Source organism: Paenibacillus sp. OT2-17 (assembly GCF_009827695.1).
GTDB classification, from domain to species: Bacteria; Bacillota; Bacilli; order Paenibacillales; family Paenibacillaceae; genus Paenibacillus; species Paenibacillus polymyxa_B.
In genome coordinates, this window is sequence record NZ_WUDQ01000066.1 from 1 (window position 1) to 15,274 (window position 15,274).

The 15,274-nt window shown below is 47.3% G+C and carries 12 protein-coding genes and 2 pseudogenes; all 14 read left to right on the plus strand.

Going from position 1 to position 15,274, the window contains the following annotated elements; translation table 11 throughout:
* A pseudogene (locus GRP75_RS11230) lies at positions 1-284 on the plus strand (4-hydroxy-3-methylbut-2-en-1-yl diphosphate synthase); the annotation flags it as partial.
* A 217-nt stretch (positions 285-501) separates the two neighbouring features.
* Positions 502-2,229: an ATP-dependent protease LonB gene (lonB, locus tag GRP75_RS11235; RefSeq protein ID WP_076160836.1), complete on the plus strand. Its 1,728-nt coding sequence runs from the start codon at positions 502-504 to the stop codon at positions 2,227-2,229.
* 110 nt (positions 2,230-2,339) lie between these two features.
* Positions 2,340-4,676, plus strand: coding sequence for an endopeptidase La (lon, locus tag GRP75_RS11240; protein WP_134903684.1), 2,337 nt, complete (start codon positions 2,340-2,342; stop codon positions 4,674-4,676).
* Positions 4,677-4,694: 18 nt separating this feature from the next.
* On the plus strand, positions 4,695-5,306 hold the full coding sequence (yihA, locus tag GRP75_RS11245) for a ribosome biogenesis GTP-binding protein YihA/YsxC (RefSeq protein WP_013311619.1): 612 nt from the start codon (positions 4,695-4,697) through the stop codon (positions 5,304-5,306).
* Between the two features lie 285 nt (positions 5,307-5,591).
* Positions 5,592-6,179, plus strand: coding sequence for a non-ribosomal peptide synthetase module (locus GRP75_RS11250; RefSeq protein ID WP_160789355.1), 588 nt, complete (start codon positions 5,592-5,594; stop codon positions 6,177-6,179).
* Positions 6,180-6,446: 267 nt separating this feature from the next.
* The gene (gene speD / locus GRP75_RS11255; protein WP_025365654.1) at positions 6,447-6,845 is read left to right on the plus strand and encodes an adenosylmethionine decarboxylase; all 399 of its coding nucleotides are present in this window, start codon (positions 6,447-6,449) and stop codon (positions 6,843-6,845) included.
* Between the two features lie 248 nt (positions 6,846-7,093).
* Positions 7,094-8,488: a glutamyl-tRNA reductase gene (gene hemA / locus GRP75_RS11260; protein WP_013311616.1), complete on the plus strand. Its 1,395-nt coding sequence runs from the start codon at positions 7,094-7,096 to the stop codon at positions 8,486-8,488.
* Between the two features lie 16 nt (positions 8,489-8,504).
* A complete protein-coding gene (gene ccsA / locus GRP75_RS11265) occupies positions 8,505-9,332 on the plus strand; it encodes a cytochrome c biogenesis protein CcsA (protein ID WP_023989966.1) in 828 nt (275 codons plus the stop codon).
* A gap of 8 nt (positions 9,333-9,340) precedes the next feature.
* Positions 9,341-9,988 (plus strand): precorrin-2 dehydrogenase/sirohydrochlorin ferrochelatase family protein, encoded by a 648-nt coding sequence (locus GRP75_RS11270; RefSeq protein WP_053325972.1) that lies wholly within the window; start codon positions 9,341-9,343, stop codon positions 9,986-9,988.
* Position 9,989: 1 nt separating this feature from the next.
* The gene (hemC, locus tag GRP75_RS11275) at positions 9,990-10,916 is read left to right on the plus strand and encodes a hydroxymethylbilane synthase (RefSeq protein ID WP_025722717.1); all 927 of its coding nucleotides are present in this window, start codon (positions 9,990-9,992) and stop codon (positions 10,914-10,916) included.
* Positions 10,917-10,920: 4 nt separating this feature from the next.
* Positions 10,921-12,477: a uroporphyrinogen-III C-methyltransferase gene (cobA, locus tag GRP75_RS11280; protein ID WP_023989963.1), complete on the plus strand. Its 1,557-nt coding sequence runs from the start codon at positions 10,921-10,923 to the stop codon at positions 12,475-12,477.
* Between the two features lie 47 nt (positions 12,478-12,524).
* Positions 12,525-13,523: a porphobilinogen synthase gene (gene hemB / locus GRP75_RS11285; RefSeq protein WP_028541574.1), complete on the plus strand. Its 999-nt coding sequence runs from the start codon at positions 12,525-12,527 to the stop codon at positions 13,521-13,523.
* Between the two features lie 30 nt (positions 13,524-13,553).
* Entirely contained in the window at positions 13,554-14,858 is a 1,305-nt protein-coding gene (gene hemL / locus GRP75_RS11290; RefSeq protein WP_160789356.1) for a glutamate-1-semialdehyde 2,1-aminomutase, read from the plus strand.
* Positions 14,855-15,274 (plus strand): annotated as a pseudogene (locus GRP75_RS11295) (RluA family pseudouridine synthase); the annotation flags it as partial. The gene hemL and the pseudogene GRP75_RS11295, both read left to right, overlap by 4 nt.

Here is a 15,274-nt window from a genome sequence, read left to right on the forward strand (position 1 = left end):
CTAACGAGGTAGAAGACTACATTGCAAAACTCAAGGTACCGATTAAAGTATCAGTACTGGGTTGTGCAGTGAATGGCCCGGGTGAAGCGAAGGAAGCTGATATCGGAATTGCCGGAGCGCGCGGGGAAGGCCTTTTGTTCCGTTATGGAAAAATGATTCGCAAAGTACCTGAGGCTGATATGGTCGAGGAATTGAAAAAAGAAATTGATATCATCGTCAAGGCATATGAGGAAACAGGGAAAATCCCTGGACGTGAAGAACGTCATACCGCCGAGAAGGTGTAGGCAAAAGCAGTTATTATAAAGAGGCATAGTCATAATCTATTGTCATCATTTATACGCCGTGGAGAGCAGCTCTGCTACAGAACTGTTCTTCGCGGTGTTTTTGTATTTCTCTCTGATCTTTTGAAAGACCGCCGTTTAGCTATCGCGGAAAAGGAAATACTGTTTTTCATAGAGCGGCATTTTTCAAATTGCTGAGATGAGAAACGGAGGAAATACGATGGACTTGACTATGATTTTGTTATTGGTGCAAATGTTTTTCGGGATTGTTATTGGTCTGTATTTCTGGAACCTCCTGCGGAGCCAGAAAACGAACCGTAGTGCGGTGGATCGAGAATCCCGGAAGGAATTAGATAAGCTACGCAAATTGCGTTCAATTTCACTTACTAAACCATTGGCTGAACGCACACGTCCTGCCACATTACAGGATATCGTGGGTCAGAAGGACGGATTGCGCGCGCTCAAGGCTGCGTTATGTAGTGCGAATCCGCAGCATGTCATTATTTATGGCCCGCCGGGTGTAGGGAAGACGGCTGCTGCACGCGTAGTGCTTGAAGAGGCTAAGAAGAATCTGTCCTCCCCGTTCAAGGGAGATGCCAAATTCACGGAGATCGATGCTACGACGGCCCGCTTTGACGAGCGCGGTATTGCGGACCCGCTGATAGGTTCAGTACATGATCCAATCTATCAAGGGGCAGGAGCGATGGGGGTGGCGGGTATACCGCAGCCTAAGCCTGGAGCTGTAACGAAGGCACATGGGGGTATGCTGTTCATTGATGAGATTGGTGAGCTGCATCCAACGCAGATGAATAAACTGTTGAAAGTGCTGGAGGATCGCAAGGTATTTTTGGAAAGTGCATATTACAACTCGGAAGATTCGCATACTCCTGCTTATATCCACGATATATTCCAAAACGGTTTGCCAGCGGATTTTCGTTTGGTAGGTGCAACTACCCGTTCGCCGCATGAACTGCCACCTGCGATTCGCTCCCGGTGCATGGAAATTTATTTCCGTGCCTTGCAGCCACAGGAGATTGCCCGTATTGCTGAGGACGCTGTCCACAAGCTAGGCTTTGGTCCTTGTCCTGAGGCGGTAGAAGTTGTACAGCGTTACGCAACGAACGGTCGGGAGGCGGTCAATATGATCCAGCTTGCTGCTGGTCTGGCACTTACCGAGAAAAGGGAACGTCTCAATGCTTCCGACGTGGAATGGGTAGCGGGCAGCAGTCAAATTCAGCCGCGTCCTGACCGAAAAATACCGGGCTTGCCGCAAATCGGATTTGTTAATGGTTTAGCTGTATACGGTCCGAACATGGGAATGCTGCTGGAAATTGAAGTTACCGCGGTTCCGGTTCCTGAGGGAAAGGGAAACTATAATATTACAGGAGTCGTGGATGAGGAAGAAATCGGAGGTGGGTCCCGCACACTGCGCCGTAAGAGCATGGCTAAAGGTTCTGTGGAAAATGTTCTGACCGTTTTGCGTACGCTCGGATTGGCTCCGTCGAATTACGACCTGCATATCAATTTCCCCGGGGGTACGCCGGTAGATGGCCCGTCCGCAGGAATTGCGATGGCAACAGCTATTGCTTCCGCGATGCGGGGAATTCCGGTGGATCATGAAATTGCTATGACCGGCGAAGTTAGCATCCATGGTCGTGTCAAACCGATTGGTGGTGTATTAGCCAAAGTTGAAGCCGCTTTTCAGGCGGGAGCCAAAAAAGTGATCATTCCGCAGGATAACTGGCAAGCTCTTTTTGACAGCATTGAGGGTCTAAAAGTCATCCCCGTACAGTCGGTTACTGAAGTGTTCCGACATGTGTTTGGGGAAGAGATGACGTCGGATTTGCCTGTACATGCGCCAATTGAGACTTTTCGCCCATCCCAATCTTCCTTGTTACAGGCTGATGGAACGCATAACGGGACGATATCAGATACAGGATCTTGCTGATAAACCACCCTTTCATTGGTTTTTTCATAAAACATTTGATAAAATATGAAAGATAGCAACGTGAGGATTGTAAAATCCGGAACCTGAGAATCACTGGAGGTGCGAAAGCGATGGGACCCACCAAGACAAAAGGTCGTCGTTTTCCTTTGCTGCCTTTAAGAGGGCTTCTGGTCTACCCGAGCATGGTTCTGCATCTCGATGTGGGCCGGGAAAAATCGGTCAAGGCTTTGGAAAAAGCGATGGTTGAAGACAATTTGATTCTCCTGTGTTCTCAATCAGAAGTAAATATTGAAGAACCCACACAAGAGGACATCTTTCGAGTCGGCACGGTAGCCAAGGTACGTCAGATGCTCAAGCTTCCTAATGGAACCATTCGAGTATTGGTGGAAGGGCTGGAACGCGCCGAGATTATTCAATATACGGACAATGAAGAATATTACGAGGTAATGGCGAAGGAGCTGCACGAGGCAGAAAACGTACAGCCTGAGACGGATGCGCTTATGCGCACTGTATTAACTCAGTTCGAGCATTATATCAACTTGTCCAAAAAGGTAACACCAGAGACTCTCGCTGCGGTATCCGATATTGAGGAGCCAGGACGGCTTGCAGACGTGATCACAAGTCACCTGACGCTCAAAATTAAGGAAAAGCAGGATATACTGGAGACGATCGACGTTACTCAGCGTCTGGAGAAGCTTCTGGATATTTTGAACAATGAGCGTGAAGTACTGGAGCTGGAACGTAAAATCAACCAGCGTGTGAAGAAGCAGATGGAAAAGACGCAGAAGGAGTATTATCTGCGTGAACAAATGAAGGCAATTCAGAAGGAACTTGGTGAGAAGGAAGGTCGCGCAGGAGAAGTTGAAGAACTACGCAACCAGCTAAGTGAACTGGAGTTGCCTGTTCCGGTGAAGGAGAAGGTTGAAAAGGAAATCGACCGTCTGGAAAAAATGCCAGCAAGCTCTGCCGAGGGTGGCGTCATCCGTAATTATGTTGATTGGTTGTTAAGCTTGCCATGGAACAAGTTTACCGATGATGATCTGGATATCGTCAAAGCTGAAGAGGTACTCAATAACGACCACTACGGACTGGATAAACCCAAGGAGCGTGTATTGGAGTATTTGGCTGTACGTAAGCTGGTGAAGACCATTAAGGGACCGATTCTGTGTCTTGTAGGTCCGCCAGGGGTCGGCAAGACCTCGTTGGCTCGTTCGATTGCCAAATCCATGGGTCGGGAATTTGTCCGCATCTCTCTCGGAGGTGTGCGGGATGAAGCGGAAATCCGTGGTCACCGCCGGACTTATGTTGGCGCGATGCCGGGGCGCATCATTCAAGGGATGAAGACCGCAGGAACGTCTAATCCGGTATTTTTGCTGGATGAGATTGATAAAATGGCTTCCGATTTTCGAGGGGATCCATCGGCAGCATTGCTCGAAGTGCTTGATCCTGAACAAAACAATACGTTCAGTGACCATTTTGTCGAGCTACCGTTTGATCTGTCCAATGTGATGTTTGTAACGACAGCCAATGCTGCACACAACATCCCGCGTCCGCTAATGGACCGCATGGAGACATTATATATTCCTGGCTACACCGAACTGGAGAAGCTGGAAATCGCCAATCGGTATTTGTTGCCCAAGCAGAAGAGAGAGCATGGCTTGAACGAGGAACAACTGGTTATCGGGGAGGATACGCTACTGCGTGTCATTCGTGAATATACCCGTGAATCCGGTGTACGGAATCTTGAGCAGCAAATGGCTTCTCTGTGCCGCAAGGCGGCGAAGTCAGTTGTATCTGGTGGCGAAGGCCCGATTCAAATCACACCGGATAATCTGAAGGATTATCTGGGTATCGCTAAATTCCGTTACGGTGTTGCAGAACTGGAGGATCAGATCGGTACGGTTACAGGCTTGGCATGGACAGAGGTCGGTGGTGAAACACTGATGATTGAAGTGACGGTCGTACCTGGTAGCGGTAAACTGATTCTTACGGGTAAACTGGGAGACGTTATGAAGGAATCTGCACAGGCGGCATTCAGCTACACTCGTTCGAAAGCAGTTGATCTGGGCATTGAACTGGACTTTTATGAGAAAAATGATATCCACATTCATATTCCTGAGGGTGCGATTCCGAAGGATGGCCCATCTGCGGGAATTACTATTGCTACCGCATTAATTTCAGCTTTGACCAACCGTCATGTATCCAAAGATGTGGCTATGACGGGCGAAATTACTCTGCGCGGTCGTGTATTGCCAATTGGTGGTTTGAAAGAGAAGTCGCTGGCTGCCCACCGGGCAGGCTACAAAAAAATTCTGCTTCCCAAAGATAATGAACGGGATTTGAAGGATATTCCCGACAGTATCCGGCAGGATGTTGAATTTGTCCCCGTTGCCCATATGGATCAGGTGCTAAAGCATGCTTTGGTTGAGCAGGCAAGGGTACATTAGAGAGGAATTAAGGACATAATGAAAGTAACAAAAGCAGAATTTATAATAAGTGCGGTTGGCCCCGATCAGTTTCCTGTGGACGCTTTGCCAGAGATTGCTCTGGCGGGGCGCTCCAATGTAGGAAAGTCTTCACTGATTAATCGGTTGATTAACCGTAAGAATTTGGCGCGTACCAGTTCTACGCCAGGTAAAACCCAGCAACTCAATTATTACCGGATTAATGATGATCTTTATTTTGTCGATTTTCCCGGTTACGGTTACGCCAAAGTATCCAAAACGTCCCGCAAGGCTTGGGGGCAGATGATTGAGTCTTATTTGCTGGAGCGTGAGCCACTCAAACTGGTGCTTCAAATGGTAGATTTACGCCATCCGCCGTCCAAGGATGATATCATGATGTATGATTGGCTGCGTCATAATGGGCTTCCCGTATGTGTTGTAGGCACGAAGGCAGATAAAATCCCTAAAACGCGACGAGAAAAGCATTATAAAGTAATCAAGCAGGAACTCGGAATACTTCCCGGGGGATTGTTTATCCCCTTTTCATCCGAAGAAGGTATGGGCAAGGAAGAGCTGTGGTCTGTCATCTCCAGCTATATAGAGAATGACGACGAAGAGCAGACGGAATTGTAAGGCTAGGGACGTCCTTAAGGGCGTCCTTTTTTCATGATTCGGGCTTCGGAAAAATAAACTTACTAAAATGGTAGGAATAATATATAATAACTAAAGGAACTCGTGGACTTTAAGCAGAAAAGTGAGTATATGGAGGATAATGCAGTCTCAACCCCATTATTTTCTGTTTTTTTCGATGTATGGCGGAAATTTATGATTGATGTGCAAGATAAGCGCTGTAGGTCTGATGTATAATGAAGCATAGAGCTTAAACTAAAGGTTCAGGAAAGAATTGAGGAGATTGGTATGGCTCAGCGGTTAGCCACAGAGTATGTTAAAACCACTTTGACCTTGTCAGAAACTCAAATGGACGAATTTTTGCGGGCAATGGATGATCCCCAGGTGCATTATCACATTAAAGTTCTGAATAACGGAAGACATGAAATCGTTCTGAAGCATAGTGCGGGTGAGGAAGTTCATTTGTTTTTTGAAGCCAAAGAGGGAGCATTAGTGTGTGAATTGACTTGCCGCTTAATTCATCCGCAACTAACCCTATTTATACGCAAACTTTTTGTTCGTTTTAAGGGTGAAGGCATCGTTTACCGAATGTATCAAGGATTCACTATGGTGTATTTTTATAATGAAGGTACGGTTCGTAAAATTATGGAGAAGAATGCCGCAGGCTCTAAGCTGGTATTTGAATATAAAAATACGGTACAGGAACTGCAACAGCTTTTTCAGCATCAGAACGTCGAAAATGAAATATCAGACGTATATCATCTCATTAATTCGTTGCTTGACCAGCGGAATTTGGCGCGCACTTTCTCGGAGTTGGAACAGATTGACCACAAGCTTCGAATGAGTTGCTCGAAATTATTTGCACTTGAAGCTTAATAAGGCATGAATATATGGAATGAATCGTTATGCAGTGTAGTCCCTTTCTTTACCGAAAGGGGCTTTTTTATTCCAAAAAAATGATTGCATTTGCTGTACATAGATGTTATTTTTAATCTCGTTGAAAATGAATATAGGAACCAGGATTCACTCAGGACATTGAATGTTGCGAGAGGTTATTCCCTCGGGAAGTGAATGACGTAGGTCCTAGCGGATGAAATTTTTTCAAACATTTTATTCCTAGGAAGGGGGAACCGAAAGATGGAATTGGAGTACTCAACTTTCGGAAGACACGTTGCCGTAGATACTTGGGGTGTTGAGTTTGAATTGCTGAATGATGCGCAGTTTTTGGAGGCTCAATTAGTTGAAGCAGCTGAAGCTTGTGGAGCAACGGTGATGTCCGTTCAATCCAAGCAATTCGAACCACAGGGAGCTACCGTGCTTGTACTGTTGTCGGAGAGTCATCTCTCTATTCATACGTATCCTGAGAGAGGATTTGCCGCTATTGATTGTTATACTTGCGGTGAGACTGTCGATCCGCAGCTGGCTATTGATTACCTGGTATCCGTTCTAAAACCGAAAAAAACATATGCGAAGAAGCTGATTCGCGGATTGGGAGAACTTCAGGTGGAATCACCGGAGTGCAAGCTGGCCGAGTTAGTGTAAATCGTTCTTTATGGAGCCATTTGTGCGTCCTATATTATAACCATGGAACATTTCCATGGTTATTTGTTTTAAAAGTGGTTTACACTAAATCAAATCATACAGAACGTGCTAGATGTTCATGAAAGCCATCCAATTTTCATAAACAATTCATAAAACAGCCGGAGGAGATTCGGACTTCTGTGATATAATTAACATAGTTTATGATAACAGTGGTTATTCTTATTACAGTTTAGGCAGGTGAATTTGCAATGCACATCGTCGTTGTTGGGTTGAATTATCGTACGGCGCCTGTGGAAGTCAGAGAGCGTTTTACATTTGCAGAACAAGATTTGCCAAAAGCGCTGGAACAACTCAAACTTACCAAAAGTGTGTTGGAAGGCGTAGTTGTCGCAACCTGCAATCGGACTGAAATATATGTTGTGGTGGACCGCCTTCACATGTGCGGTTATTTTATACGCAGTTTTATGGAGCAATGGTTTGGCATTCCGCGTGATCAATTTACACAACATTTATATATATATGAGGACGAGCAGGCGATTCGGCATTTGTTCCGTGTGACTTGTGGTCTTGATTCTATGGTAATCGGAGAAACACAAATTTTGGGACAGGTAAAGAACGCTTTTCTTCAGGCTCAATCCCAGAAAATTACGGCAACGTGGTTTAATATGTTGTTTAAGCAGGCCGTCACATTGGGCAAGCGTGCCCATTCGGAGACGTCTATTGGAGAAAGTGCCGTATCTGTCAGCTATGCAGCAGTTGAGCTGGGCAAACGGATTTTCGGGATGTTTACCGATAAAAAGGTACTGATTCTCGGTGCTGGTAAAATGAGCGAGCTTACTGTTAAGCATTTGTACAGCGGCGGAGCAGCCGAGGTTATTGTAGCAAACCGAACCTTGTCCCGTGCGGAAGACCTTGCCTCCAAGTTTCATGGAACGCCGGTTACGATGGAGGAAGGCATGAATCGGTTGGCGGATGTAGATATTGTTATTAGCTCGACAGGTGCCCAGGGTTATATTCTGGATCGGACTCGGGTTGAAGCAAGTATGAAACGTCGACAGTCCCGTCCTTTGTTTATGATTGATATTGCGGTTCCGCGTGATCTCGACCCGGCTATTGGTGAATTACAGAATGTTTTCCTGTACGATATTGATGATCTGGAAGGGATCGTGGAGAGCAATTTGGAAATGCGCCGTACCGAAGCTACAAAAATCGAGCATATGATCGAAGATGAGCTTAGCGAGTTTTATCAATGGTTGAAAACGATGGGAGTGCGTCCAGTGATTCGTGCATTACAGGAAAAAGCGGAGTCTGTACATCAGGATACGTTGGAAAGCTTGTTCAATAAGCTTCCCGAGCTGGATGAACGGCAACGCAAAGTGATTAGCCGCTTGACGAAGAGTATGCTGAATCAGATGATGCATGATCCGATCAATCGTGTAAAGGAACTGGCTGTCCAAAAGCAGGGAAATGAGGCCCTAGACATGTTTAGCCACATTTTTGCTCTGGAGGATCGTTTGGATGACGCCGCTCAGAAAGTAGATAAAAGCGATGCATCTGCGTTAATGAAACCGGAAGCCGGTGTTCATGAAAAGACCGTTCAGGCTCAGGCTTTGCCAGCGTCGTTTGCGCCGGCCAGCCTGTAAAGGTGGGTGAACAGACGTGGCTTCAGGCATGCTTATATATGATTCAATGATTTATGTTTTTGCCCTGAGCCTTCTGTTTGTATTCTCGGATGGGATTCGTCGCAATGCGAATGCTAAACGGACAGGTACAGGGCTTCTTGTTGTCGTTCTGGTGCTCCAGCTTGCTTATATGGGGATAAGAACCTGGAATGAAGGGCATCTTCCTATTTTCGTGACCTATGATTTTCTATTTCTGTTCTCAGTTATTTTGGTACTGATTTCTTTGATTCTGACACGTTATCAGCGATCCGAATTTGCGGTATTGCTGCTTAATATTATTAGTTTTGCAGTGCTAGTGCTCAACAATATATGGATGAAGCCTCTCGACAACCCGCTTGGAAATTGGCATACAGTGCATGGGCTGCTCCTGATTCATATTGCGCTGGCTAATCTTGGTTTTGTAGCAATGACGGTAGCGGCTGTATTTTCGGGGTTATATCTGTTTTTGCATCGTAAATTGAAAGTAAAGAAATGGAATGACACGATCAGACGCCTGCCGAGTCTGGAAATGATGGATCGGTATACGCATATGGCGCTGTTGATTGGTACTCCTTTGCTGGGAGTCTCTATTGTAGTTGCCGTTATTTCTATTATTGCTGAGGAACGCTGGCGTCTCTTGCTTGATACCAAGGTGCTGATGACAGCGATTGCCTTGTGCGTGTATATTGTATTTTTAGTGAGCAAAAGATTGAATCAGCGTTCAGGGCTTGTGATGGCAAAGTGGGCATTGGTGGGCTACACGCTATTGATTCTTAATTTTTTGCTGAATTCCTGGTCTGTATTTCATCAGTGGACGGGAGAGTGAAAAGCCTTTTGCAGCATTTTGTCCCGATTTCGTTGAATTGTAAGAATAGGATCTGTTGTGTTGTAGGTGGCGGTAGGATTGCGGAACGAAAGGTAAAGGGGATGATGGAAAGTGGGGCATTCATTACCGTCATTAGCCCGAATATAACGCCGGATTTACAGGTTCTGGCGGATCACAAGCAGCTCCACTGGGTAAATCGCGTATATCGCGAGGGTGACCTCCAGGGAGCCTTTCTTGTATATGCGGCGACGAACCAGAGAGAAGTGAATTATGAGGTTGCGCATGAGGCCAGACAAAGGGGTATACTGGTAAATGTGGCGGATCGATCGGAAGATGGAGACTTTATAACGCCGGGTATCATTCGACGAGGAAGATTGACGATTAGTATTTCCACAGAAGGGGCTGGCCCTGCTGTGACCGCTGATATTACATCAGCTTTGGATACGTTGTTTGGTAGCGAATACGAGCCATATCTGGATTTCATGCACGATATGCGACAGATCATCAAACGTAAGATAAGTTCCCCACAGCAAAGGACCAAACTACTGAGGCGCTTGGCGAGTAGCGGTATTTTGGATCAAATACGCCGTCATGAATTTATGGCTTGGACCGAAAAAGAAATAGACCTATGGATTGCGCAAAATCAGGAGGAATAACATGCGAACAATTGTGGTAGGCAGCAGACAGAGTGCGCTGGCGTTAACTCAGACCGGGCATGTCATTGAAGATTTGAACGCGCTGTGCGCGGAGCATGGAATGGATTTGCAATTTGTCGTGAAGAAAATCCTGACCAAGGGTGATCGAATATTGGATGTAACCTTGTCCAAAGTGGGTGGCAAAGGGCTTTTTGTCAAAGAAATTGAACAGGCCATGCTGGCTGGTGAGATTGATATGGCAGTACATAGTATGAAGGATATGCCTTCCGAATTACCGGAAGGGCTTGTCAACGGCGCTGTGCCGCGCCGTGAGGATCCACGTGATTGCCTGATCACATTGGGCGCCAAGAGCCTGGAGGATTTGCCTCAAGGGGCAAAGGTGGGCACGAGCAGCCTGCGCAGAGCCAGTCAAATCAAGTCCATGCGACCTGATCTACAATTGGAGCCTGTGCGTGGTAATATTGATTCCCGTCTGAAAAAGCTGGAGACGGAAGGTTTTGACGCTATCATTTTGGCGGCAGCAGGCTTGCATCGGATGGGCTGGAAAGAGCGAATTACGTCCTATATACCGGAAGAAGACTGTTTGCCGGCGGTTGGGCAGGGAGCGCTGGGTATTGAATGTCGTGCGAGCGACGAAGAGCTATTGGCCTTGCTGCGCCTTTACAACGACCGGGATACCTCAGCTACCGTTGCTGCAGAACGAACCTTTCTGGGCGTGTTAAATGGGGGATGTCAAGTGCCGATTGGGGCTCATGCGGTCTGGGCTGGTCAAGAAATCAGCCTCACGGGCATGGTAGGATCGCCAGATGGCGAGGTTATTTTGAAGGAAACGCTCCAGGGAAATGATCCGCAAAAGCTGGGAGAAGCGGTGGCGGCCAGTTTGATAGCCAAAGGAGCGGAACAGATTCTGGCGCAGGTGAGGGGATGATAGCATGGCAGGAAAAGTATATTTGGTAGGTGCAGGACCCGGAGACGCAAGATTAATTACGGTCAAGGGTTGGGAATGCATTCAATTGGGCGATGTCATTGTGTACGACAGACTGGCAAGCCCACGCCTCTTGGGACTGATGAAGCCAGGTGCCCAAAAAATATATGTCGGCAAGTTGCCAGATCGTCACACCATGAAGCAAGAGGAAATTAATCAGCTGCTGGTGGATTTGGCCTTGGAGGGCAAAACAGTTGTTCGTCTTAAAGGGGGAGACCCCACTATATTTGGACGAGTCGGCGAGGAAGCCGGGCTATTGCGTAAACACGGTATTTCCTATGAAATTATACCCGGCATCACATCAGCGATCAGTGTGCCCGCCTATGCGGGCATTCCAGTCACACACCGAGATATGGCCTCATCGCTTTCTATCATTACAGGTCATGAAAGTCCGGATAAACTCGACAAAAGTATTCATTGGGATAAAGTGACGAACGCAACGGGCACACTGATCTTTATGATGGGTGTAGCAAAGATCGGCTATATCAGTGAACAGCTCATAAAACACGGCAAGCCGTCAGATACTCCTGTTGCCTTGATCCGTTGGGGGACCCGTGCCGAGCAGGATACGCTGGTGGGTACGCTGGCGGATATTGAAGCTAAGGTGAAGGCCGCGAATTTTCAGCCTCCCGCCGTCATCGTTGTCGGAGAAGTGGTCAATCAACGTGAACAGTTAAAATGGGCTGAGGACATGCCTTTGTTTGGCAAGCGGATTTTAGTTACTCGCGCGCGTGCGCAGGCCAGCAGTCTGGTTCACCGGATTGAAGAGCTTGGTGGCGAGCCTTATGAATTTCCAGTTATTCAGACTGTCGCCCCTTCGGACGAGCCAACCAAACAGGAAATTAAAGAGGCATTTGCACGACTGCCTGAATATGATTGGGTGTTTTTTACCAGCGTTAATGGAGTGGAATACTTTTTCACGCACTTAAAGGAACAGGGCAAAGACGTACGCGCGTTGTTCAAAGCGCGTATTGCCGCAGTCGGACCGGCTACAGCAGCCGCGCTTCGGACGCACGGAATTGCAGCAGAACAGATCGAAGGTCCTTTTCAGGCAGAGGGCTTGCTCGAAGGGTTTGAGCAGGATTTGCAGGCAGGGCAGAATGTATTTCTCCCAAGGGGTGATCTAGCTCGGTCGTGGCTGCCAGAAAAGCTGAGGGAGATGGGCCTTCATGTGACCGAGGCTGATTTGTATCAAACGGTGCTGGCAGCCAACACACAGGATGACGAGCTCCTCAAGCTGCTTGAGGAACGTGCCATTCACGCGATTACGTTTACGAGTTCCTCAACCGTCACCTTTTTTCTGGAAGCGCTCAGACAAATGGGGATCCATGATCCGTTGTCGCTGCTGGAGGGAGTTACGATTGCTGTGATCGGTCCTTTGACCGGTGAGACAGCTACCCAAGCCGGTTTGACTGTGAGTTTTATGTCAGAGAAGGCAACCATTGAAAGTCTGATTCAATCGTTATGTGACTGGAAACGATCAAGTACTCTTATGACATTATAATTTTTTGTTTTTGCTAATGAATGTATAAAAAATGGAGGTTTGTATTCATGAGTGTTCCTTTTACTAGACATCGTCGTTTGCGCCAGTCAGCTGCAATCCGCAGTATGGTGCGTGAGACGGTATTGAATCCCGCTGATTTTATCCAACCGATTTACGTAACATTTGGCACTGGAGTGAAACAGGAAATTAGCTCTATGCCAGGTGTATACCGTTTTTCTCTGGATCGGCTGGAGGAAGAACTGAAAGAGATTAGTGAGCTTGGCATTCCCGCCGTGCTCCTGTTTGGCATACCGGAAACAAAAGACAGTGTAGGGACTTCGGCTTTTGTGGACGATGGTATTGTTCAGGAAGCAACTCGTTTGATCAAGTCTCGTTATCCCGAACTGCTGGTTGTGGCTGATACTTGTTTGTGTGAGTTTACGGACCATGGACACTGCGGTATGGTACACATGCATGAGCATGATGGTGAGGTATGCGGTGAAGTATTGAATGATGAATCTCTGGAGGTGCTGGTACGTACAGCCGTTTCTCAGGCCAGAGCTGGTGCGGATATTATCGCGCCATCTAATATGATGGACGGTTTTGTACAGGCGATTCGGCAGGGGCTGGATCTAGAAGGCTTTTCACATATTCCGATTATGTCGTATTCCGTCAAATATGCGTCTGCTTTTTATGGTCCTTTCCGGGAAGCTGCTGATTCTGCACCGCAGTTTGGTGACCGTAAATCCTATCAGATGGATCCTGCTAATGCACGTGAAGCATTGCGAGAAGCGGAATCTGATGTGCTGGAGGGTGCGGATATGCTGATGGTGAAGCCTTCTCTTTCTTACCTGGACGTGATGCGAACGATTAAGGATCAATTTGATCTGCCTATGGTGGCTTACAACGTTAGTGGTGAATATGCCATGGTCAAGGCAGCAGCTCTTCAAGGCTGGATTGATGAAAAAGCAATGGTGCTAGAGATTTTGACAAGCATGAAGCGTGCGGGTGCAGATATGATTATTACCTATTCGGCCAAGGATGCGGCAAGATGGTTGAAGCAATAAGTCTATTTTCAGAAGATAGGAGTGGTCAGATTGATCGATGAACAACGAACAGTGCGCAAGGATACGAACTCCAAAGTAGCCTTCGATGAGGCAAAACAATACATTCCGGGTGGCGTAAACAGCCCGGTACGGGCTTTTAAATCTGTTGGGATTACACCTGTATATATCGACCATGGCGAAGGATCGCGCGTATATGATATTGATGGTCAATCCTATTTAGACTATGTATGTTCATGGGGACCGCTTATTATGGGGCATGCACATCCCGAAGTGGTTAAAGCTTTACAGGCTGCTGTTGTAAAAGGAACCAGCTTCGGCGCACCAACGTTGGCAGAAACTGAAATGGCCAAGCTCGTTTGTGAACGTGTTCCTTCCATGGATATTGTACGTATGGTTAACTCCGGAACTGAGGCGACTATGAGTGCGATTCGACTCGCACGCGGATTTACGAGCCGGAGTAAAATTCTTAAATTTGAGGGATCATATCACGGTCATGCGGACAGCTTGCTGATTAAAGCAGGCTCTGGTGTTGCGACCTTAGGCTTGCCCGATAGTCCGGGTGTACCTGAAGTCGTGGCCACCCATACAATCACCGTCCCTTATAATGATTTGGCTTCGGTGAAGCTAGCTTTTGAGAAATTTGGCGAAGAGATTGCCGCAATTATTGTCGAGCCAGTAGCAGGCAATATGGGCGTTGTACCGCCACAGCCTGGATTTTTGGAAGGTTTGCGTGAGGTAACCCAGCAGTACGGAAGTCTGCTGATTTTTGATGAAGTAATGACTGGATTCCGGGTTGGACTTCATTCGGCTCAAGGTCTCTTTGGTGTGACGCCGGATCTTACCTGTCTGGGTAAAGTGATTGGTGGTGGACTCCCTGTAGGTGCTTACGGCGGACGTCGCGATATTCTGGAGCAGATTGCTCCATCGGGACCAATATATCAAGCGGGTACGCTTAGCGGAAATCCGCTGGCTATGGCAGCAGGTTATTCGACACTTAAATTGCTGACGCCAGAAGTATACGATCGTCTGGAAGAGCGGGCAGCAAGGCTTCAAGCCGGATTCGAACGTAATGCGAGCGAGCTGGGTATCCCTGTCACGATCAATCGCGTGGGTTCTATGGTTTGTCCATTTTTTACAGAAGAAAAGGTTGTCAATTTTGACACAGCTAAAACGAGTAATCAGGACCACTTCCGCCGTTACTTTACTGAAATGGTGAATGAGGGAGTTAGTGTGGCACCATCTCAATTTGAGGGTATGTTTGTGTCGGGCGTGCATACGGCAGAGGATATTGATGCCACCATTGAGGCGAACTATCGCGCGCTCAAACGTCTATGAGCTGGCAAGGTGGCTGGAAAAGAAGAGGACCGTGGCTGGAAGTCACGCCAGGACGGGAAGTCGCAGACGGGGAAAAAAACAGCGCTGATGCTGTAGATCAGTGGTTGCTGAATCGTTTGGAATTACCGGAAAAGCTGTGGCGCAGACTGCGTCATGAAAAAGAGATTGAACTTACAGGGGACCGGCTGCGGCTGGCCCTTTTTCCCGTAATGAACCTTGGCATCACCCCTCGTTGGTATGATTTGAAGGTACTGTATGAAGATGATTTTTGCCTGGTAGTGCATAAACCAGCAGGTATGGCAGTACATCCGGACGGCGCTGTGCAGGATGGTCCGCTGACGTTGGATCATGCTGTCGCATCCTACTATGAGATGAATGGCATACATGCGGCGGTACGGCATGTACATCGTCTGGAT

What these genes read in the sequence shown, in the direction of transcription:
- cobA (WP_023989963.1), top strand. Translation starts at nt 10,921, where the DNA reads ATGGCAGGAAAAGTATATTTGGTAGGTGCAGGACCCGGAGACGCAAGA.
- hemA (WP_013311616.1), top strand. Translation starts at nt 7,094, where the DNA reads ATGCACATCGTCGTTGTTGGGTTGAATTATCGTACGGCGCCTGTGGAA.
- yihA (WP_013311619.1), top strand. Translation starts at nt 4,695, where the DNA reads ATGAAAGTAACAAAAGCAGAATTTATAATAAGTGCGGTTGGCCCCGAT.
- lonB (WP_076160836.1), top strand. Translation starts at nt 502, where the DNA reads ATGGACTTGACTATGATTTTGTTATTGGTGCAAATGTTTTTCGGGATT.
- hemC (WP_025722717.1), top strand. Translation starts at nt 9,990, where the DNA reads ATGCGAACAATTGTGGTAGGCAGCAGACAGAGTGCGCTGGCGTTAACT.
- lon (WP_134903684.1), top strand. Translation starts at nt 2,340, where the DNA reads ATGGGACCCACCAAGACAAAAGGTCGTCGTTTTCCTTTGCTGCCTTTA.
- GRP75_RS11250 (WP_160789355.1), top strand. Translation starts at nt 5,592, where the DNA reads ATGGCTCAGCGGTTAGCCACAGAGTATGTTAAAACCACTTTGACCTTG.
- hemB (WP_028541574.1), top strand. Translation starts at nt 12,525, where the DNA reads ATGAGTGTTCCTTTTACTAGACATCGTCGTTTGCGCCAGTCAGCTGCA.